Source organism: Pseudomonas sp. P65(2024), assembly GCF_057480955.1.
Genome location: NZ_JBLIYX010000002.1, coordinates 234,945 through 253,406, shown reverse-complemented (window position 1 = coordinate 253,406; position 18,462 = coordinate 234,945). Strand labels below are relative to the sequence as shown.

Sequence of the window (18,462 nt, the reverse complement as noted above, 5' to 3'; positions counted from 1 at the left end):
CCTGGCGGGAAGGCTCGAGTATAACAGAGCAATCAGGGTGTGCTGCGTTCCTGCTGCTCAACGGCGAAAGGAAAGTCCTGATTGCCCAGGTAGCGGGCGTTGATCGCCGCATAGGCCGGCTCCTGCTTGAAGCGTCGCAGTTCTTCGCTGAACGCCTGTACCAGATGCTCGCGCCCTGGCTTGCGGGCCAGCCCCAGGTACTGCAGGCGGCGGCTGATCACCAGGGGCAGCGCCTCGACGGTCTGCTCCAGGCCAAGCTGGCGGCTGACATAGCGACCCACCTTGCGGTCGGTCACCAGCAGGTCTATGCGCCCGAGCGCCAGCTTGCCAAAGTTGGCTTGGTGGCTGGGCGCCGGCTCCCGGCGGAACAGCGGCGATTCAGCGAAGTCGCCGTCGTAGACATAGCCCGGCGAGGTGCCCACGGTCAGCCCGGCCAGGTCTTCTAGGCGTTTGACCGGATGGGGGCGCGAGCGGGCCTGGTAAAGGACGAACTCGACCTCTGACATGGGTTCGTCCGGGTAGACCAGGTAACCCTGGCGCGAGTCGACGCGGAAAATGTCCATTACCGCGTCCGCCTGGCCTTGCTCGACCATGGCCAGGCAGCGCCGCCAGGGCAGGAACTGCCATTGCACCTCGACGCCCAGGCGCTTGAATACCTCTTCGGTAACCTCGTAGTCGATGCCTTTGGGCTGACCGTTTTCCTGGTAGAGGTAGGGCGCCCAGTCGTCGCTGACGATGCGCAGGCGTTCGGCGTGGGCCAACGGGCTCAGGCCAGCGAGCAGCAACAGCAGGAGAGGGAGGATGAGCGTGCGCATGGCGGGAGAGTACGCTGCGAACCCGGACAAGGCCAGTGAACACCGGTCGCGGTGGCCTGCGGCACAAGCGCGAATGAACAAGGCTTTGACCTGCGCCAAAGCCTTGCCCACGACCATCAGCGTGGCAGCTTCAGGTTGTTCCAGATCGCCAGGCTCGGCTCGGCCTGGTTGAGGGTGTAGAAGTGCAAGCCCGGTGCGCCGCCTTGCAGCAGTTGTTCGCACATGCGGGTGATCACTTCCTCGCCGAAGGCCTGGATGCTGGCGGTGTCGTCGGCATAGGCTTCCAGCTGCTTGCGGATCCAGCGCGGGATCTCGGCGCCGCAAGCGTCGGAGAAGCGTGCCAGCTTGCTGTAGTTGGTGATTGGCATGATGCCGGGCACCACCGGGATGTCCACGCCCAGCTTCTGTGCGCGCTCGACGAAGTAGAAGTAGCTGTCGGCGTTGAAGAAGTACTGGGTGATGGCGCTGTCGGCGCCGGCCTTGACCTTGTGCACGAAGTTGGCAAGGTCTGCCTCGAAGTTACGCGCCTGTGGGTGCATCTCTGGATACGCGGCCACTTCCAGGTGGAAGTGGTCGCCGCTTTCCTGGCGAATGAACTCGACCAGGTCGCTGGCGTAGCGCAGCTCGCCACTGGCCATGCCCATGCCGGATGGCAGGTCGCCGCGCAGGGCGACAATGCGCCTGATGCCGGCGGTCTGGTACTCGGCGAGCAGGGCGCGCAGGTCGTCCTTGCTGTCACCCACGCAGGACAGGTGCGGGGCGGCGGGGACCTTCACTTCGCTTTCCAGCTGCAGCACGGTGTTCAGCGTGCGGTCGCGGGTCGAGCCACCGGCACCGTAGGTGCAGGAGAAGAAGTCCGGGTTGTAGCTGGCCAACTGGCGGGCGACGCCCATCAGCTTCTCGTGGCCGGCGTCGGTCTTGGTTGGGAAGAACTCGAAACTGTAGCGGCGTTCTTGTGACATCTCTCGTTCCTTCGGTGGCGCGCCCGGGGCGGCTACCTGCAAATAAAAGCCAGGACGGTTGGGGCCGGCCTGGCTCGGACATCGGTACGACGCGTTGCCAGCCAGCGCCAGGGCGATAGCCCGGCGCTGGCGCCGCTGCTTAGTAGCGGTAGGCGTCCGGCTTGAACGGACCTTCGACGGTCACACCGATGTACTCGGCCTGCTGTGGGGTCAACTGGGTGACCACGCCGCCGAAGCCGCGGACCATTTCCAGGGCCACTTCTTCGTCCAGCTTCTTCGGCAGCACTTCCACGGTCAGGCGCTCGGCCTTCTTGGCGGCTGGCAGTTCGGCGAACTTCTGCTCGAACAGGAAGATCTGCGCCAGCACCTGGTTGGCGAACGAGCCATCCATGATGCGGCTTGGGTGGCCGGTGGCGTTGCCCAGGTTCACCAGGCGTCCTTCGGCCAGCAGGATCAGGTAGTCGTCGTTCTGCGGGTCGAATACGCCAGCGCCGGTGCGGTGGATCTTGTGCACCTGCGGCTTGACCTCTTCCCACGCCCAGTTCTTGCGCATGAAGGCGGTGTCGATCTCGTTGTCGAAGTGGCCGATGTTGCAGACCACGGCACGCTTCTTCAGGGCCTTGAGCATGTTGGCGTCGCAGACGTTGACGTTACCGGTGGTGGTGACGATCAGGTCGATGCGGCCCAGCAGGTCTTTGTTGATGCCGGCTTCGGTACCGGTGTTGATACCGTCCTTGAACGGCGAGACCACTTCGAAGCCGTCCATGCAGGCCTGCATGGCGCAGATCGGGTCGACTTCGGTGACCTTGACGATCATGCCTTCCTGGCGCAGGGACTGGGCCGAACCCTTGCCCACGTCGCCGTAGCCGATCACCAGGGCCTGCTTGCCCGACAGCAGGTGGTCGGTACCGCGTTTGATGGCGTCGTTCAGGCTGTGACGGCAGCCGTACTTGTTGTCGTTCTTGCTCTTGGTGACCGAGTCGTTGACGTTGATCGCCGGGACTTTCAGCTCGCCCTTGGCCAGCATGTCGAGCAGGCGGTGCACGCCGGTGGTGGTCTCTTCCGTCACGCCGTGGATCTTGTCCAGCATGGCCGGGTATTTCTTGTGCAGGATTTCGGTCAGGTCACCGCCGTCGTCCAGGACCATGTTGGCGTCCCATGGCTGGCCGTCTTTCAGGATGGTCTGCTCGATGCACCACTCGTACTCTTGCTCGGTTTCACCTTTCCAGGCGAACACCGGGATGCCGGCGGCGGCGATGGCGGCGGCGGCCTGGTCCTGGGTGGAGAAGATGTTGCACGACGACCAGCGTACTTCAGCGCCCAGGGCGACCAGGGTCTCGATCAGCACGGCGGTCTGGATGGTCATGTGGATGCAGCCGATGATCTTCGCGCCCTTGAGCGGTTGCTCGGCTTGGTACTTGCGGCGCAGGCCCATCAGTGCCGGCATTTCCGATTCGGCGATGATGACTTCCTTGCGGCCCCAGTCGGCCAGGGAGATGTCGGCGACCTTGAAGTCGGAAAAACCAGCAGGCGTGTTTACAGCGCTCATTGAGAGCCTCCATTCGTAGTGTGCGAATGGGCGCCGTTGTGCGTTAAGCGTCCGCTTGCGCGGACAACGCCCCAACCGAGCCTGACAGGCCGAGCCTGCTGCAGCGCCCCTCGGTCGGGTGGCGGGATGGCCACCACTGCGGGAGACCATGTGAAACGGCAGGGATTATAGCCGCGGGCGTGTGACACACCCAAGACTTTCTGTCGATTAATCGAGACGATAGTCGATGTTCAATGGAGGGTGGCCGAGCGGTCTGCCATCATTAGCCCATGTGAGCCAGGCAGGTCAGGAGTACAGATGAACTTTCACACCCGCAAATGGGTAAAACCCGAAGACCTCAACCCCAACGGCACCCTGTTCGGCGGCAGCCTGCTGCGCTGGATCGACGAGGAGGCGGCGATCTACGCCATTGTCCAGCTGGGCAACCAGCGCGTGGTGACCAAGTACATTTCCGAGATCAACTTCGTCAGCGCCTCGCGCCAGGGCGACATCATCGAGCTGGGCATTACCGCCACCGAGTTCGGCCGCACTTCGATCACCCTCAAGTGCGAAGTGCGCAACAAGATCACTCGCAGGGCCATCCTCACAGTCGACAAGATGGTCTTCGTCAACCTCGGCGAGGACGGGCTGCCGGCGCCGCACGGGCGTACCGAGATCAAGTACATCCAGGATCAGTTCCCGGACAGCGCGGTCGAATAAGCGCTGGAGCGTTCGTGGGAGCGGCGCACCGCCGCTCCCTCGCCATTACTCGGGTTGTGTGCTGACCTTGCGCACCACCTTGCCGACCGTCAGCCCCTGCACCAGGATCGACGACAGTACCACGATGTAGGTGATCGACAGCAGCAGGTCACGTTCATCGCCCTGTGGCAGGGACAGCGCCAGGGCCACCGACACGCCACCACGCAGGCCGCCCCAGGTCAGCACGCGGATGGTGCCCTGCGGCACGGTCCGCCAGCGGCGCAGCAACACGATGGCTGGCGCCACGGTCAGCAGGCGCGAGGCCAGCACCGCCAGCGCCAGCACGCCACCGGCCGCCAGGTGCAGCCAGTTGAAGGGCAGCAGCAACAGCTCCAGGCCGATCAGGGCGAACAGCAGGGCGTTGAGCATGTCGTCGATCAGTTCCCAGAATCCGTCCATGTAGCGACGTGTCATGTCGTTCATCGCCAGGTTGCGCCCCAGGTTGCCGATAATCAGGCCGGCCACCACCATGGCGATCGGCGCCGACACATGCAGCTCGTAGCACATGGCCGAGCCACCGATCACCAGCGCCAGGGTCAGCATGACCTCGACCTGGTATTGCTCGACGCTCTTGATCATGCGGTAGGTGGCGTAGCCGATCAGCCCGCCGAACACCACTCCACCGATGGCTTCGCGGGCGAACAGCAGGGCCGTGTCAGACACGCTCGGGGTCTCGCCCAGCTGGATGATGCCCAGCAGCACGGTGAACACCACCACCGCGGTGCCGTCGTTGAACAGCGACTCACCTACGATGGTGGTCTTCAGCGGTTTCGAGGCGTTGGCGGTGCGCAGCGCGCCGAGCACGGCGATCGGGTCGGTTGGCGAGATCAGCGCGCCGAACAGCAGGCAGTAGATCAGCGGCACGTTCCAGCCGAACAGGGCGAACACCCAGTGCGCCAGGTAGCCGATCACCACGGTGGCGATCAGCACCCCGATAGTGGCCAACAGGCCGATCGGCCAGCGGTAGCTGCGCAGGTCAGCGAGGTTGACGTGCAGGGCGCCGGCGAACAGCAGGAACGACAGCATCCAGTGCATCAACAGGTCATTGAAGTCGATCTGGTTCATCAGGCCTTCGACGCGCTCTTCCAGGCCGGGGAAGCCGATCAGGCTCAGGCCCTGCAGTATCAGGGAGAACAGCAATGCGGTGACCATCACGCCGATGGCCGGCGGTAGGCCGATGAAGCGGTAGTTCACATAGGTGAGGAGGGTGGTGAGGCAGATAAACGCGGCAACTAATTCAAGCATCCCGAATCCTGTAACAGTGGCTTCCAAGTCGTTTCCCGAGTAACTCGGGCAGTTCTTGGATGATCTGGCGCGGGGCTCGGGACACACCTTATGACCGGAAATACCAAATTCGTTCCTCAGAACGGATTGCAGATTCTTTATGGGAGCAAGCGTTATAGTGCGTGCAGCCGCCTGGTCATTGCGCAAGGAGCCCCGCGTGCTGGCAACCTCCCTGGTACTGGTCGCAGCCCTGCTCCACGCGACCTGGAACACCCTCATCAAATTCAGCGGCGAACGCCTTCTGGTGATCGCCAGCATGGACCTGGTCGCACTGGTCTTCGCCATTCTGGCGGTGGCGTTCGTCGATTTTCCCCCGGCGGGCATCTGGCCCTGGCTGCTGGCATCGGCGCTGGCCGAGCAGCTCTACCGCTACCTGCTGATCAAAGCCTATCGCGTCGGTGACCTGGGGCTGGTCTATCCGTTGATGCGTGGTTTGTCGCCGTTGGTCGTGCTCGGACTGACCCTGGCTTTTGCCGGCGAGTCGCTCAGCCAGCAGCAGATCATCGGCATCCTGCTGATCCCCTGCGGCATGGCCTGCCTGTTGTGGCAGGGTGGTGGCGGTGATCGCCTGCCCTGGTCGATGCTGCCGGTGGTGGCCCTGATCGGCCTGTGCATCGGCTGCTACACCTGGTTCGACGGCCAGGCCGTGCGCCTGTGGGGCAAGCCCTGGGATTACCTGGTGTGGCTGACCCTGCTCAGCGCCTGGCCGTTCCCGTTGCTGGCAGGGGTGGCGCGGCGGGCACCGTTCGCCATGTTTTGGCGCACTCAGTGGCGTCTCGGGCTGACGGTGGGGGTGTGCGTGCTGCTGAGCTACGCCCTGGTGCTGTGGGCCATGCACCTGGGATCGGTGGCGGAGGCGGCGGCGCTGCGCGAGCTGAGCGTGATCCTCGTGGTGTTGCTGGGCATGCGTTACCTCAAAGAACCTTTTGGCGGGCCGAGACTCCTAGCTTGCGGGCTGGTCCTGGCCGGCATGCTGGTGATGAAGCTGTGAACCGATCCTCTGTGAACAAGGAGTCCTGTAGATGACCGTTGCCCTGTGGTGCATTCTCGTCGCGCTGTTCCTGCCGCCGCTGTGTGCATTGATCGCCAAGCTCAGCAGCGGGTATTTTGGCCTGCGCGCCAATCACGACCCGCGTGCGTTCCTGGACAAGCTGGAAGGGTTGCCTCGACGCGCCCATGCTGCCCAGCTGAACGGCTATGAGGCGTTTCCCGCGTTTGCCGCGGCGGTTCTTGTGGCCGATATCGTCGGCAATGCCGAGCAGGTGACCCAGGATGTGCTGGGGGTGGTGTACATCACCAGCCGGCTGCTCTACATCATCTGCTACCTGGCGGACTGGGCGGTGCTGCGTTCGCTGGTGTGGTTCGTTGGGATGGCGCTGATTGTGTCGTTCTTCGTCGTATCGATCTGAATGGATCGCGGGGCAAGCCCGCTCCCACGCAATCATCGTGGGAGCGGGCTTGCCCCGCGATAGCGTCTGTCAGGGTACTTTCGGCACTTCAGGCAAAGGCTGACCTTTGGGCCACAGCATCCAGATCTGTCCCTGCTGCTTCATGTTCCCCGCCAACTCGCCGGCCTCGTGGCCGGTGCCCCAGAACAGGTCCGCGCGCACTTCGCCGGTGATGGCGCCGCCGGTGTCCTGGGCGCCGACCGGACGCACCACCGGGCTGCCGTCCGGGCGGGTGGTGGAGAGCCACAGCAGGCTGCCCAAGGGGATTACCTTGCGGTCGATCGCGACGCTGTAGCCTGCGGTCAGCGGCACGTTGAGCGAGCCGCGCGGCCCCTCGTTGCTGTCCGGGCGGGTACTGAAGAACACGTAGCTCGGGTTGCTGGCCAGCAGCTCGGGCACGCGCTGCGGGTTGGCCTGGGCCCAGGCGTGGATGCTGCCCATGGTCACCTCCTCTTTCGGCAGCTGTCCCTGTTCCACCAGCCAGCGTCCGATCGGGCGGTACGGGTGGCCGTTCTGGTCGGCGTAGCCCAGGCGCAACTGGCGGCCGTTCTCCAGCTGGATACGGCCCGAGCCTTGAATCTGCAGGAATTGCAGGTCCATCGGGTCGGTCAGCCAGGCCAGCACCGGCGCCTTGGCGCCGTCGCGGTTGATCACCTCGGCGGTGTCGTAGGGTTTGAGCACCCGTCCGTCAAGGCGCCCGCGCAGGCGTTTGCCCTTGAGCTCGGGGTACACGCTGGCCAGGTCGACCACGATCATGTCCTCGGGCACCCCATACACCGGTACATGCGCGCTGTCGGTGCGGGCCAGGCTGCCGGGGTAGACCGGCTCGTAGTAGCCGGTGATCAGGCCGTTGGCGCTGTTCTGCGCCGAACGCAGGGCATAGACCTGCAGATTCTGTTCGAGGAAGGTGCGCACCTGGGCGGCATTCGCCGTTGCCGAGCCGGCTGCTTCGCAGGTGGCGGCCCACACCGGGTCGCGCCTTAGCTTCTCGCAGCCATTGCGCCAGGCGTAGAAGCCGGCCAACAGGTCGTCGTCGCTGACCTGGGGCAGATCCTTGAAAGTAGCTGGTACGTAGGTGGCGATGGCGTGGGGTTCGGGCTTGGCGCTTTCACCGCCGTTGCAGCCGGCCAGGAGCGCCAGGGCGGGCAGTGCCCAAGCGAAATGGCGCAATGCAGATTTCATGTTGTCGATCCTGTGTGGGGAAAAGCATGAAGATTCACCCCTGTTTTCTGTGTGGCTATTGGTCTTTGCCCCCGGGGCGGCGATACTGGCCGCCCGTTTTCCTGGCCGAAGAGACCGTGATGTTCAAGCGATTGACCGTAGTACTGCTCGCCGCCCTTGCCCTGAGCGCCTGTGACGGCGTCGACCCCAACTCGCCGTTGGGCCAGCGCAAGGCGATCTTCAAGCAGATGCTCAAGACCAGCGAAGACATGGGCGGCATGCTGCGCGGGCGCTTGCCCTTCGACGGCGTGAAGTTCGCCGATGGCGCGGCGAAGCTGGACAGCCTGGCCCATGCACCGTGGCAGCACTTCCCACAGGCGCGCGACGCGGGTGATAGCAGCGCGCGGGCCGCGGTCTGGGAGCGCCAGGCGCGATTTCAGGACCTGGCCCGGCAACTGGAGGGCGTCACTGGCGAGCTGGTCGCGGTGACCCGTACCCAGCCACTGGACGCAGCCCAGGTGAAGGCGCCGATGGACAAGGTCGAGGCGGCGTGCAAGGCCTGTCATAGCGAGTTTCGCAATCACTGAGCCAAGGGGCTCTTGTGGGAAGCTATCCGGTTAGCGTTCGAGCTCGTCCACGGCCTCCTGCAGCTCCTTCTTCGCCTCGGCCAGTTTGTCCTTGCGCTTGTTGATCTTCTCCGCGTCGCCCTTCTTCATGGCCTTGTCCAGGTCCTTGGTGCGCTGGTTCACTTCGTGGCGGGCGTCGAGCACCTTCTGCTCGCGTTCCTTGCGCAGACCGGCATCGGTACAGTGCTCGGTGACTTCGTCCAAGGCCTTTGCCAGGCCTGCTTGCTGGTCGCTGTTGCCATGGGCGCGGGCTTGTTCGATCTGTTCGCTGATGGCCTGGCGCTTGGCTGCGCAGCCGGTCAGGCCCGGCTGCTCTTGGGCAGCCAGCAGCGGGCTGGCGGCGAAGCCGAGCAGGGTGGACAGGGCGAGGGACGAAAGCAGTTTCATCGGGGGCTCCATATCGGGCAGGGCAGCGGAAAGCGAAATGCTGCCCTGATCCGCGCAAATTAGAAACCCTCGATTGCATGGTTGCGCAGGTTTCCGACAAGTCCCTGGACCTGCTCGTGGGCGAAAAAAGCCTGCAGTTGCTCGGCACGACCGGGCCCGACGCCAGGTTCGGCAAGCCATTGCTCGATGTTTCTGGAGGCCAGTGTGGGCCAGTCGGGGCCCAGTTGCAGGCTGGACGGCGCGGGTATGCCGAGGCCCCGCAGCCAACGCTGGAAGGGCTGTTGGCGGGCCTGAGCGAAAGCCGCATGCAATTGCCTGGCTCGTGCCTCGGCGATCCCGGGTACCTCGAGCAGCTGCTTCTGATCGAGGCTCAGCCAATCGGTCAACTGCACGATGTGGCCACTTTCGACAAGGCGTTTCCAGGTTTCGGCCCCCATGCCTGGCAGGTCGAGGCCCTGCTTGCCGCTCAACCAGGCAAGGCGGGCGATGAACTGCTGCTGGCATCCCTCGACTGCCTGCCAGCAGCTGAAGGCGTGGTAGGTCGCCGGATCCGGAGCCTGCACGATGGGGCGTCGAGCGGCACGATGCACTACGCTATGCAAGCGTGGGATAGTCATGCCGGCCAGGCTGACCGCTATCTGGTCACCCGGGCGGATATCCAGCTCCTTCCAGCGCGCCAGCGATCCGAGGCTGAGCTGGTTTATCCGGCGGTCGTCCAGGGTCACTGGCTGCAATACCAGCAAGGGCGTGATGCGCCCGGTCCGGCCGATTCGAAACTGCACATCCCTGACCTGCGCCAGCGCCTGGGTGAAGGGGTATTTCCAGGCAGCGATCCAATAGGGCGCCTGGGCGCGCCAGCGCTGCGCCGCCGGGCGACTGTCCTGGCGCAGGATCACGCCGTCGGTGGCGAAGGGCAGGGGCGAGTGGTACCAGTGCTGGCGCCAGCGCGCGGCTTCGGCAAAGCCATCGATGGCCACGCTCAGCCGCTGGCTGTCGGTGAAGCCCAGTGTTGCCAGGCGTGCTAGGCGCTCGGCCTGGTTATCCGGGCCGTGTGGCCAGTCCCAGACGAACAGTCCGATGCTTGCGCCCTGCTCTTCGCTCATCCGCGTGCGTGCCAGCATCCCGGCGACGGTGTCGCGGGCATTGGCGCTGCCTGCCTCGGCCTGCACATGGTTGTTCAGGCGCCAGTACAGCTCGCCTTGGAACACCGCGTCCAGCGGTTGGGAAAGTTGCTGCACGATGCCGCTCAGCAAGGGGATGTGCCGGCTCCAATCGTGCCCCAGTATTCCATCGCCACGGCTGAGCAGGCCTGTCAGCTGGCCCTGGCGGTAGATCAGCGAGACCGCGACGCCATCGACCTTCGGCTGCATCCAGACATTGCGTTTGCCCTGCAGCCATCGGGCTACGGCCTGCTCGTCGGCGAGCTTGCCGACGCCGGTGTGAGGTATCGGGTGGGGGGCTGTGCCGCGTGCGCTGGCCAGCGGGGAATCGCTGTGGGAGAGGCCAAAGCAGGCTTGAAGCTCCAGCAGGTGCTGGCGGCTTTGATCGTAGAGCTCATCGGCCACCAGGGCGACGCCTTGGCGGTGATACTGCTCGTCCCAGTGGGCGAGGGTGGCACGCAGCTGGGCGACCTCGGCCTCGGCCTGCGCCGTGTCCCAGGCCGGGCAGGTGCTTGCCTGGGCGACGGGGTGGTGCAACAGCAGTGCAATGAAGATCAGCAGCAATGGCATGGCCGGCATCCTTGCAAGGCGGGAAAGTGTCCTTAGCCTAGGCGGGTGACGGTGTGGGCAGCGGCGGGGATTTGTCAGCCGATATGTCACGAAAAAGCCCCTGTCGATCACTCGGCAGGGGCTTTCCGTTACTGCTGTAGGAGGTTTACAGGCCAGCTGCGTCGCGCAGGGCGGCGGCGCGGTCGGTGCGCTCCCAGGTGAAGGTGGTGAAGGTGTCGTCGCCGACGGTCTTCTGCTGCGGAGTACGGCCGAAGTGGCCGTAGGCCGCGGTCTCCTGGTACATCGGGTGCAGCAGGTCGAGCATGGTGGTGATGGCGTAAGGACGCAGGTCGAAGCACTCGCGCACCAGTTGGATGATCTTGTCGTCGGAAACCTTGCCGGTGCCGAAGGTGTTGATCGAGATGGAGGTCGGCTGGGCCACGCCGATGGCGTAGGACACCTGGATCTCGCAGCGCTCGGCCAGACCGGCGGCGACGATGTTCTTGGCCACGTAGCGGCCGGCATAGGCTGCAGAGCGGTCGACCTTGGACGGGTCCTTGCCGGAGAACGCGCCGCCACCGTGGCGGGCCATGCCGCCGTAGGAGTCTACGATGATCTTGCGGCCGGTCAGGCCGCAGTCGCCCACCGGGCCACCGATGATGAAGTTGCCGGTCGGGTTGATGTGGTACTGCGTGCCCTTGTGCAGCAGCTCGGCCGGCAGGGTGTGCTTGACGATCAACTCCATCACCGCTTCCTGCAGGTCTTTCTGTGACACCTCAGGGTTGTGCTGGGTCGACAGGACGACGGCATCGATGCCCACTACCTTGCCGTTTTCGTAACGGCAGGTGACCTGCGACTTGGCATCCGGGCGCAGCCAAGGCAGCAGGCCGGACTTGCGCGCTTCAGCCTGGCGCTCGACCAGGCGGTGCGAGAAGCAGATCGGCGCAGGCATCAGCACTTCGGTCTCGTTGCTGGCGTAGCCGAACATCAGGCCCTGGTCGCCGGCGCCCTGGTCTTCCGGCTTGGAGCGGTCGACGCCCTGGGCGATATCCACCGACTGTTTGCCGATGATGTTCATCACGGCGCAGGTGGCGCCGTCGAAGCCGACGTCGGAGCTGTTGTAGCCGATGTCGATGATGACCTTGCGCACCAGGTCTTCCAGGTCGACCCAGGCCGAGGTGGTGACTTCACCGGCGATGATCGCGACACCGGTCTTGACCAGGGTCTCGCAGGCCACGCGGGCGTATTTGTCCTGGGCGATGATGGCGTCCAGCACCGCGTCGGAGATCTGGTCGGCAATCTTGTCCGGATGCCCTTCGGACACGGACTCGGAGGTGAAAAGGGAGTATTCGCTCATCTCGATGGGTTCCTGAAATTTACCGATGTTGAATGTCGCCAGTGGCCCGCTGGAAATGCCGGACCTGGATCTGGAAACCGTTACGCAAGCCCACGTAGAGGCTGTCCCCTGGGGCCAGCCCTGCCGCGTTGGCCCAACGGGCCAGGTCGTCCTGCTCGAAGCCAAGCCACAGGTCGCCGCAGGCTTCGCGGGCCCACCCCTGGTCATGGCTGCACAGCTCGGTGACCAGCAGGCTTCCGCCCGCTTTCACCCGTCTGGCCAGCAGGCGCAGGGCCTGGGCCGGGTCGCTGAAATGGTGCAGGACCATGTTCAGCACAACGCAGTCAGCTTCCACATCCGTTGCACCCAGTGCATCGGCCAACTGCAGGTTGACGTTGTTCAGTGCGTGGCGCTCGCATACCTGGCGGGCCAGCTCTAGCATGGTCGGGCTGTTGTCCATGGCCGTGACCTGCTCGAAGCGCCTGGCCAGGTCGGGTAGGAAACCGCCGTCGCCGGGGCCGACCTCAAGGGCGCTGGCGCCATCCTCGAAGCTCAGCTTGTCGAGCAGTGCCAGCAGGCTCTCGCGGTATTGCGGCAGGCCGGCGATGAGGTCTTGCTGGGCGCGGAATTTCTCTTCCACGCGCAGGAAAAAATCCTGGCTGGTGGCGGCGCGACGCTGCTGTACCTGGGCGATGCGGGCCTGCACTGCTTGAGGCAGGGCGAAATTGTCGACTTCATCGAGCAGCGCCGCATGCAGGCGGCCGCCCAGCCGCTGGCTATCGGGCAGGGCACGGCGGTAGAAGATCGCGTTACCCTCGCGACGGGTCGCCACCAGCTCGGCCTGGGCCAGCACCTTCAGGTGATGGCTCATGCCCGACTGGCCGATGTCGAAGATCTGTGCCAATTCCAGCACGCCGAACGAGTCGTTGGCCAATGCGCGCAGTACGTTCAGGCGCAGAGGGTCGCCGCCGGCCTTGCACAGGGCGGCCAGTTCGTCGCTGCGTTGTGGGGTGACGGGCGCATTGAAGTTCATGGGGCGGGAGTCTAGACAGGGGATGCTGTCGTCGCAATAGCAATATCAAAAAGTTTTGATATTGCCTGATCAGTGGCTTCCAGGGATGCCTCGTGGGAGTGGTGTGCCCCGCGATGGCGTCAGATCAGACGGGGGGATGGGCCAGGGCTGACGCCATCGCGGGGCAGGCTCGCTCCCACAACCCCGCTTTTCTGCTCTTTTGCCAATCAATCACAGGAAAAAAGCCCGACTGCGACCATACGTCATTGCCCCCGGCCCCCCCTGTGGGCGAAAATGGTCGCCTTTTTCGCTTCACCACTTATTTCAAGCCCCAGGAGACTCAGCGATGCCCAGCCGTCGTGAACGTGCCAACGCCATTCGTGCCCTCAGCATGGATGCCGTGCAAAAGGCCAACAGCGGCCACCCAGGTGCCCCCATGGGTATGGCGGATATCGCCGAAGTGCTTTGGCGCGATTACCTGAAGCACAACCCGAGCAACCCAAGCTTCGCCGACCGTGACCGCTTCGTGCTGTCCAACGGCCACGGCTCGATGCTGATCTACTCGCTGCTGCACCTGACCGGCTACGACGTCAACATCGACGACCTCAAGGCCTTCCGCCAGCTGCACAGCCGCACCCCGGGTCACCCGGAGTATGGCTACACCCCGGGCGTCGAGACCACCACCGGCCCGCTGGGCCAGGGCATCGCCAACGCCGTGGGCTTCGCCCTGGCGGAAAAAGTGCTGGCCGCCCAATTCAACCGTGAAGGCCACGACATCGTCGACCACAACACCTACGTGTTCCTCGGCGACGGCTGCATGATGGAAGGCATCTCCCATGAAGTCGCCTCGCTGGCCGGCACCCTGGGTCTGAACAAGCTGATCGCCTTCTACGACGACAACGGCATCTCCATCGACGGTGAAGTCCACGGCTGGTTCACCGACAACACCCCGGCGCGCTTCGAGGCCTACAACTGGCTTGTGATCCGCAACGTCAACGGCCACGACGCCGACGAGATCAAGACCGCCATCGAGACCGCGCGTAAGAGCGATCGTCCGACCCTGATCTGCTGCAAGACCATCATCGGCTTCGGCTCGCCGAACAAGCAGGGCAAGGAAGACTGCCACGGCGCACCGCTGGGCAACGACGAAATCGCCCTGGCGCGCAAGGAGCTGAACTGGAACCACGGCCCATTTGAAATCCCTGCCGACATCTACGCCGAATGGGATGCCAAGGAAGCCGGCGCCAAGGTCGAGGCCGAGTGGAACCAGCGTTTCGACGCCTACGCCAAGGCCTACCCTGAGCTGGCCGCCGAGTTCAAGCGCCGCGCCGCAGGCGACCTGCCAGCCGACTTCTCCGAGAAGGCCCAGGCCTACATCAACGAAGTTGCCGCCAAGGGCGAGACCATCGCCAGTCGCAAGGCCAGCCAGAACACCCTGAACGCCTTTGGCCCGCTGCTGCCCGAGTTCCTCGGTGGCTCCGCCGACCTGGCCGGCTCCAACCTGACCCTGTGGAAAGGCTGCAAGGGCGTCGAAGCCAACGATGCCAGCGGCAACTACGTGTTCTACGGCGTGCGCGAGTTCGGCATGACCGCCATCATGAACGGCGTCGCCCTGCACGGCGGCCTGGTGCCCTACGGCGCCACCTTCCTGATGTTCATGGAATACGCCCGCAACGCCGTGCGCATGTCGGCACTGATGAAGCAGCGTGTGATCCACGTCTACACCCACGACTCCATCGGCCTGGGTGAGGACGGCCCGACCCACCAGCCTATCGAACAGCTGACCAGCCTGCGCAGCACGCCGAACCTGGACACTTGGCGCCCGGCCGACGCGGTGGAATCCGCCGTGTCCTGGAAGCATGCCCTGGAGCGCAAGGACGGCCCGTCGGCGCTGATCTTCTCGCGCCAGAACCTGCAGCATCAGACCCGCGACGCCCAGCAGATCGCCGATATCGCCCGTGGCGGTTACGTGCTCAAGGACTGCGCCGGCGAGCCTGAGCTGATCCTGATCGCCACCGGCTCCGAAGTGGGCCTGGCCGTTCAAGCCTTTGACAAGTTGACCGCTGAAGGCCGCAAGGTCCGTGTCGTGTCGATGCCGAGCACCAGCGTGTTCGACGCCCAGGATGCCGCGTACAAGCAGTCGGTACTGCCGCTGGAAGTTGGCGCGCGTATCGCCATCGAAGCCGCTCACGCTGACTTCTGGTACAAGTACGTCGGCCTCGAAGGCCGCGTGATCGGCATGACCACCTACGGCGAGTCGGCCCCGGCCAGCGCGCTGTTCGAGGAATTCGGCTTCACCCTGGACAACATCCTGGGCACCGCCGAAGAGCTGCTGGAAGACTGATTCAGACTGTGCGAGGCGAGGGCGTTGCCCTCGTTTCGCGACACAAGGCCGCTCCTACAAGGTATGGCGTACACCGTACCCTGTGGGAGCGGCCTTGCGTCGCGATGGGCCGCAACGTGGCCCCCAAAGCCATCATGCGTTAGCGAGCCATCGAATGCCCCACCCGCGTCCCTACAAAGTTGCACTCAACGGTTACGGCCGCATCGGCCGCTGTGTCCTGCGCGCACTGTTCGAGCGGGGGGCGAAGGCCGGTTTCGAGATCGTCGCGCTGAACGACCTGGCCGACCAGGCCAGTCTGGAATACCTGACGCGCTTCGACTCCACCCACGGGCGTTTCCCCGGCGAGGTGAAGGTTGACGGCGACTGTCTGCATATCAACGGCGACTGCGTGAAAGTGCTGCGCAGCGCTACCCCGGAAGGCATCGACTGGGCCGCCCTGGACATTGACTTGGTGCTGGAATGCTCCGGCGCCTACCACACCCGTGCCGACGGCCAGCGCTTCCTCGATGCCGGCGCGCCACGGGTGCTGTTTTCCCAGCCCATGGCCAGCGAGGCGGACATCGACGCCACGGTGGTCTATGGGGTCAACCAGGATTGCCTGACCGGTAGCGAACTGCTGGTGTCCAACGCCTCCTGCACCACCAACTGCGGCGTGCCGCTGCTGCGCGTGCTGGACCAAGCCTTTGGCATCGAATACGTGCAGATCACCACCATCCACTCGGCGATGAACGATCAGCCGGTGATCGACGCCTACCACCACGAAGACCTGCGTCGCACCCGTTCGGCATTCCAGTCGGTGATTCCGGTGTCCACCGGCCTGGCCCGGGGTATCGAACGCCTGCTGCCGGAACTTGCCGGGCGAATCCAGGCCAAAGCGGTACGCGTGCCGACCGTCAACGTCTCGTGCCTGGACATCACCCTGCAGACTTCCCGCGATACCAGCGCCGAGGAAGTCAACCGGGTGCTGCGCGAGGCTGCCCTGGATGGCCCGCTGAAAGGCTTGCTGGCCTACACCGAGCTGCCCCACGCCAGCTGTGATTTCAACCATGACCCGCATTCGGCCATCGTCGATGCCAGCCAGACCCGCGTCTCAGGCCCTCGCCTGGTGAACCTGCTGGCCTGGTTCGACAACGAATGGGGGTTTGCCAACCGTATGCTCGACGTCGCCGAACACTATCTGCACGTCGTACACCCAACCCGCAGCAAACAGCCCTGAAGGACTGCATTCATGACCGTGTTGAAGATGACCGACCTCGACCTGCAAGGTAAGCGCGTACTGATTCGCGAAGACCTCAACGTCCCTGTGAAGGACGGTGTGGTAGCCAGCGACGCGCGTATCCTGGCAGCGCTGCCGACCATCAAGCTGGCCCTGGAGAAGGGCGCGGCGGTGATGGTCTGCTCGCACCTGGGCCGCCCGACCGAAGGTGAGTTCTCCGCCGAGAACAGCCTCAAGCCGGTTGCCGATTACCTGAGCAAGGCCCTGGGCCGCGACGTGCCGCTGGTCGCCGATTACCTCGACGGCGTTCAGGTGCAGGCCGGTGACCTGGTGCTGTTCGAAAACGTGCGCTTCAACAAGGGCGAGAAGAAGAACGCCGACGAGCTGGCGCAGAAATACGCCGCCCTGTGCGACGTGTTCGTGATGGACGCCTTCGGTACCGCCCACCGCGCCGAGGGTTCCACCCATGGCGTCGCCAAGTTCGCCAAGGTCGCCGCCGCAGGCCCCCTGCTGGCCGCCGAGCTGGATGCCCTGGGCAAGGCCCTGAAAGCTCCGGCCAAGCCGATGGCTGCCATCGTCGCCGGTTCCAAGGTGTCGACCAAGCTGGACGTGCTGAACAGCCTGAGCGCGGTCTGCGACCAGCTGATCGTCGGTGGCGGCATTGCCAACACCTTCCTTGCCGCCGCCGGTCACCCGGTCGGCAAGTCGCTGTACGAGCCTGACCTGGTCGAGACCGCCAAGGCCATCGCCGCCAAGGTCAGCGTACCGCTGCCAGTGGACGTGGTGGTCGCCAAGGAATTCGCCGAGAGCGCCGAAGCCACCGTCAAGGCGATCGCCGATGTGGCTGCCGACGACATGATCCTGGACATCGGTCCGAAGACCGCCGAGCAGTTCGCCGAATTGCTCAAGACCTCGAAGACTATCCTTTGGAACGGTCCGGTCGGTGTGTTCGAGTTCGACCAGTTCGGCAACGGCACCCAGGTCCTGGCCAAGGCCATCGCCGACAGCGCCGCGTTCTCCATCGCCGGTGGCGGTGACACCCTGGCGGCCATCGACAAGTATGGCGTGGGTGCCGATATCTCCTACATTTCCACCGGTGGCGGCGCGTTCCTCGAGTTCGTCGAGGGCAAGGTCCTGCCTGCCGTGGCAATCCTGGAAGAGCGGGCCAAGGCCTGAGCGTGAAGGCGCCTGGCAAAGGGAGCGACCTGATGGTCAAGCAATTGCCTGTGATGATCGTGGCCTTGTTGCTGGGCGCCTGTTCCAGCAACAAGGGCAGCGAGGCCGAACCGGCGCAGCCGCCCAAGGGTGGTTGCTACCAGTCCCAGTGGCAGGCGGAGACGGCACCGGTGATCAACAAGCGCTTGGGTCCGGACGGCCTGGAAAAGTACGACGACGAACACCAGCGCAGGGCCCCGGGCTGCCCTTGATCGGGTGGTTGGCAACCTGGCAAGGGTTTCGTGGTCTTGAATACCGGGGCTGCGGCGCAGCCCCCAGCGGAGTAGTTTGATGAAAGTGCTTCTGGCCGCACTGGCCTTGGCGATCCTGGCAGGCTGCTCGCTGCTGCAGCCGGCCCAAACGGCCCCGGCGGACAACTGGACCCGCTGGGTCTGCGACAGCCAGGCCGAAGTGCTGTGGCGCTTCGCCGACGCGCAGCAGGACACAGTCGATGTCCGTCTCGGCGGCGGCGACCAAGTCCATCGGCTCAAGGCCGAGCCGGGTGCCTCCGGCGCGCTGTACAGCGATGGCATGCTGGCCTTCCACACCAAAGGTGACGAAGGCCTGGTGTATTGGGTGGCGACCAACGATCTGATTGGGCGGGGCTGCAAGGCACCGTGACTGGCCGGGCCGTGTAGATGGCCCACACTACTTGAACAG

General features: G+C 64.6%; 18 protein-coding genes and 1 riboswitch. Of the genes, 9 read left to right on the top strand and 9 right to left on the bottom strand.

Translation table 11 applies throughout. The features are described from left to right. Positions 1 to 32 precede the first annotated feature (32 nt). From AC25MA_RS03885 to ahcY, 3 genes are all read right to left on the bottom strand, one after another. Positions 33 to 815: a substrate-binding periplasmic protein gene (locus tag AC25MA_RS03885; RefSeq protein ID WP_486971796.1), complete on the bottom strand. Its 783-nt coding sequence runs from the start codon at positions 813 to 815 to the stop codon at positions 33 to 35. 116 nt (positions 816 to 931) lie between these two features. Then, positions 932 to 1,777 (bottom strand): methylenetetrahydrofolate reductase [NAD(P)H], encoded by an 846-nt coding sequence (metF, locus tag AC25MA_RS03880; protein WP_028688337.1) that lies wholly within the window; start codon positions 1,775 to 1,777, stop codon positions 932 to 934. Positions 1,778 to 1,916: 139 nt separating this feature from the next. Next, a complete protein-coding gene (ahcY, locus tag AC25MA_RS03875) occupies positions 1,917 to 3,326 on the bottom strand; it encodes an adenosylhomocysteinase (RefSeq protein ID WP_028688336.1) in 1,410 nt (469 codons plus the stop codon). A gap of 21 nt (positions 3,327 to 3,347) precedes the next feature. Next, a riboswitch (S-adenosyl-L-homocysteine riboswitch) is annotated at positions 3,348 to 3,444 on the bottom strand. Positions 3,445 to 3,623: 179 nt separating this feature from the next. Between ahcY and AC25MA_RS03870 the strand changes: the two genes are divergently transcribed. Next, positions 3,624 to 4,025 (top strand): acyl-CoA thioesterase, encoded by a 402-nt coding sequence (locus AC25MA_RS03870; protein WP_028688335.1) that lies wholly within the window; start codon positions 3,624 to 3,626, stop codon positions 4,023 to 4,025. 45 nt (positions 4,026 to 4,070) lie between these two features. Here AC25MA_RS03870 and AC25MA_RS03865 read toward each other — a convergent pair whose 3' ends face one another. Beyond that, the gene (locus AC25MA_RS03865) at positions 4,071 to 5,309 is read right to left on the bottom strand and encodes a cation:proton antiporter (RefSeq protein WP_062360206.1); all 1,239 of its coding nucleotides are present in this window, start codon (positions 5,307 to 5,309) and stop codon (positions 4,071 to 4,073) included. A gap of 196 nt (positions 5,310 to 5,505) precedes the next feature. Here AC25MA_RS03865 and AC25MA_RS03860 point away from each other — a divergent pair, with 196 nt between their 5' ends. Both AC25MA_RS03860 and AC25MA_RS03855 read left to right on the top strand, forming a co-directional pair. Further along, the gene (locus AC25MA_RS03860; RefSeq protein ID WP_182321842.1) at positions 5,506 to 6,339 is read left to right on the top strand and encodes a DMT family transporter; all 834 of its coding nucleotides are present in this window, start codon (positions 5,506 to 5,508) and stop codon (positions 6,337 to 6,339) included. Between the two features lie 31 nt (positions 6,340 to 6,370). After that, positions 6,371 to 6,757: an MAPEG family protein gene (locus AC25MA_RS03855; RefSeq protein ID WP_028688332.1), complete on the top strand. Its 387-nt coding sequence runs from the start codon at positions 6,371 to 6,373 to the stop codon at positions 6,755 to 6,757. A gap of 69 nt (positions 6,758 to 6,826) precedes the next feature. Here the strand turns inward: AC25MA_RS03855 and mltA are convergent, their stop codons facing one another. Continuing rightward, the gene (gene mltA / locus AC25MA_RS03850; RefSeq protein WP_088851762.1) at positions 6,827 to 7,978 is read right to left on the bottom strand and encodes a murein transglycosylase A; all 1,152 of its coding nucleotides are present in this window, start codon (positions 7,976 to 7,978) and stop codon (positions 6,827 to 6,829) included. A 119-nt stretch (positions 7,979 to 8,097) separates the two neighbouring features. On the opposite strand from mltA, the gene AC25MA_RS03845 reads away from it, so the two are divergent. Continuing rightward, on the top strand, positions 8,098 to 8,544 hold the full coding sequence (locus tag AC25MA_RS03845; RefSeq protein WP_028688330.1) for a c-type cytochrome: 447 nt from the start codon (positions 8,098 to 8,100) through the stop codon (positions 8,542 to 8,544). Positions 8,545 to 8,574: 30 nt separating this feature from the next. On the opposite strand, the gene AC25MA_RS03840 is transcribed toward AC25MA_RS03845, so the two are convergent. The 4 genes from AC25MA_RS03840 to AC25MA_RS03825 all read right to left on the bottom strand — a co-directional run bounded on the left by AC25MA_RS03840 (position 8,575) and on the right by AC25MA_RS03825 (position 13,048). Next, positions 8,575 to 8,970, bottom strand: coding sequence for a DUF1090 domain-containing protein (locus tag AC25MA_RS03840; protein ID WP_028688329.1), 396 nt, complete (start codon positions 8,968 to 8,970; stop codon positions 8,575 to 8,577). Positions 8,971 to 9,029: 59 nt separating this feature from the next. Continuing rightward, the gene (ligB, locus tag AC25MA_RS03835) at positions 9,030 to 10,700 is read right to left on the bottom strand and encodes an NAD-dependent DNA ligase LigB (protein ID WP_486971795.1); all 1,671 of its coding nucleotides are present in this window, start codon (positions 10,698 to 10,700) and stop codon (positions 9,030 to 9,032) included. A 145-nt stretch (positions 10,701 to 10,845) separates the two neighbouring features. Then, a complete protein-coding gene (gene metK, locus AC25MA_RS03830; RefSeq protein ID WP_028688327.1) occupies positions 10,846 to 12,036 on the bottom strand; it encodes a methionine adenosyltransferase in 1,191 nt (396 codons plus the stop codon). 19 nt (positions 12,037 to 12,055) lie between these two features. After that, complete coding sequence (locus AC25MA_RS03825) at positions 12,056 to 13,048, bottom strand: ArsR/SmtB family transcription factor (protein ID WP_028688326.1); 993 nt, start codon at positions 13,046 to 13,048, stop codon at positions 12,056 to 12,058. Between the two features lie 325 nt (positions 13,049 to 13,373). Here AC25MA_RS03825 and tkt point away from each other — a divergent pair, with 325 nt between their 5' ends. The 5 genes from tkt to AC25MA_RS03800 all read left to right on the top strand — a co-directional run bounded on the left by tkt (position 13,374) and on the right by AC25MA_RS03800 (position 18,423). After that, on the top strand, positions 13,374 to 15,371 hold the full coding sequence (gene tkt, locus AC25MA_RS03820; RefSeq protein WP_028688325.1) for a transketolase: 1,998 nt from the start codon (positions 13,374 to 13,376) through the stop codon (positions 15,369 to 15,371). Positions 15,372 to 15,525: 154 nt separating this feature from the next. Further along, complete coding sequence (gene epd / locus AC25MA_RS03815) at positions 15,526 to 16,587, top strand: erythrose-4-phosphate dehydrogenase (RefSeq protein WP_028688324.1); 1,062 nt, start codon at positions 15,526 to 15,528, stop codon at positions 16,585 to 16,587. Positions 16,588 to 16,599: 12 nt separating this feature from the next. Next, entirely contained in the window at positions 16,600 to 17,763 is a 1,164-nt protein-coding gene (locus AC25MA_RS03810; protein WP_028688323.1) for a phosphoglycerate kinase, read from the top strand. Between the two features lie 32 nt (positions 17,764 to 17,795). Beyond that, a complete protein-coding gene (locus AC25MA_RS03805; protein ID WP_069016044.1) occupies positions 17,796 to 18,014 on the top strand; it encodes a hypothetical protein in 219 nt (72 codons plus the stop codon). Between the two features lie 79 nt (positions 18,015 to 18,093). Continuing rightward, entirely contained in the window at positions 18,094 to 18,423 is a 330-nt protein-coding gene (locus AC25MA_RS03800; protein WP_028688321.1) for an MliC family protein, read from the top strand. The last annotated feature ends 39 nt before the right edge of the window (positions 18,424 to 18,462 follow it).

Coding starts and splice junctions, on each gene's coding strand:
- AC25MA_RS03805 (WP_069016044.1), top strand. CDS start 17,796: ATGGTCAAGCAATTGCCTGTGATGATCGTGGCCTTGTTGCTGGGCGCC.
- ahcY (WP_028688336.1), bottom strand. CDS start 3,326: ATGAGCGCTGTAAACACGCCTGCTGGTTTTTCCGACTTCAAGGTCGCC.
- AC25MA_RS03800 (WP_028688321.1), top strand. CDS start 18,094: ATGAAAGTGCTTCTGGCCGCACTGGCCTTGGCGATCCTGGCAGGCTGC.
- ligB (WP_486971795.1), bottom strand. CDS start 10,700: ATGCCATTGCTGCTGATCTTCATTGCACTGCTGTTGCACCACCCCGTC.
- AC25MA_RS03855 (WP_028688332.1), top strand. CDS start 6,371: ATGACCGTTGCCCTGTGGTGCATTCTCGTCGCGCTGTTCCTGCCGCCG.
- epd (WP_028688324.1), top strand. CDS start 15,526: ATGCCCCACCCGCGTCCCTACAAAGTTGCACTCAACGGTTACGGCCGC.
- AC25MA_RS03865 (WP_062360206.1), bottom strand. CDS start 5,309: ATGCTTGAATTAGTTGCCGCGTTTATCTGCCTCACCACCCTCCTCACC.
- AC25MA_RS03810 (WP_028688323.1), top strand. CDS start 16,600: ATGACCGTGTTGAAGATGACCGACCTCGACCTGCAAGGTAAGCGCGTA.
- metF (WP_028688337.1), bottom strand. CDS start 1,777: ATGTCACAAGAACGCCGCTACAGTTTCGAGTTCTTCCCAACCAAGACC.
- mltA (WP_088851762.1), bottom strand. CDS start 7,978: ATGAAATCTGCATTGCGCCATTTCGCTTGGGCACTGCCCGCCCTGGCG.
- AC25MA_RS03840 (WP_028688329.1), bottom strand. CDS start 8,970: ATGAAACTGCTTTCGTCCCTCGCCCTGTCCACCCTGCTCGGCTTCGCC.
- tkt (WP_028688325.1), top strand. CDS start 13,374: ATGCCCAGCCGTCGTGAACGTGCCAACGCCATTCGTGCCCTCAGCATG.
- AC25MA_RS03870 (WP_028688335.1), top strand. CDS start 3,624: ATGAACTTTCACACCCGCAAATGGGTAAAACCCGAAGACCTCAACCCC.
- AC25MA_RS03825 (WP_028688326.1), bottom strand. CDS start 13,048: ATGAACTTCAATGCGCCCGTCACCCCACAACGCAGCGACGAACTGGCC.
- metK (WP_028688327.1), bottom strand. CDS start 12,036: ATGAGCGAATACTCCCTTTTCACCTCCGAGTCCGTGTCCGAAGGGCAT.
- AC25MA_RS03845 (WP_028688330.1), top strand. CDS start 8,098: ATGTTCAAGCGATTGACCGTAGTACTGCTCGCCGCCCTTGCCCTGAGC.
- AC25MA_RS03885 (WP_486971796.1), bottom strand. CDS start 815: ATGCGCACGCTCATCCTCCCTCTCCTGCTGTTGCTGCTCGCTGGCCTG.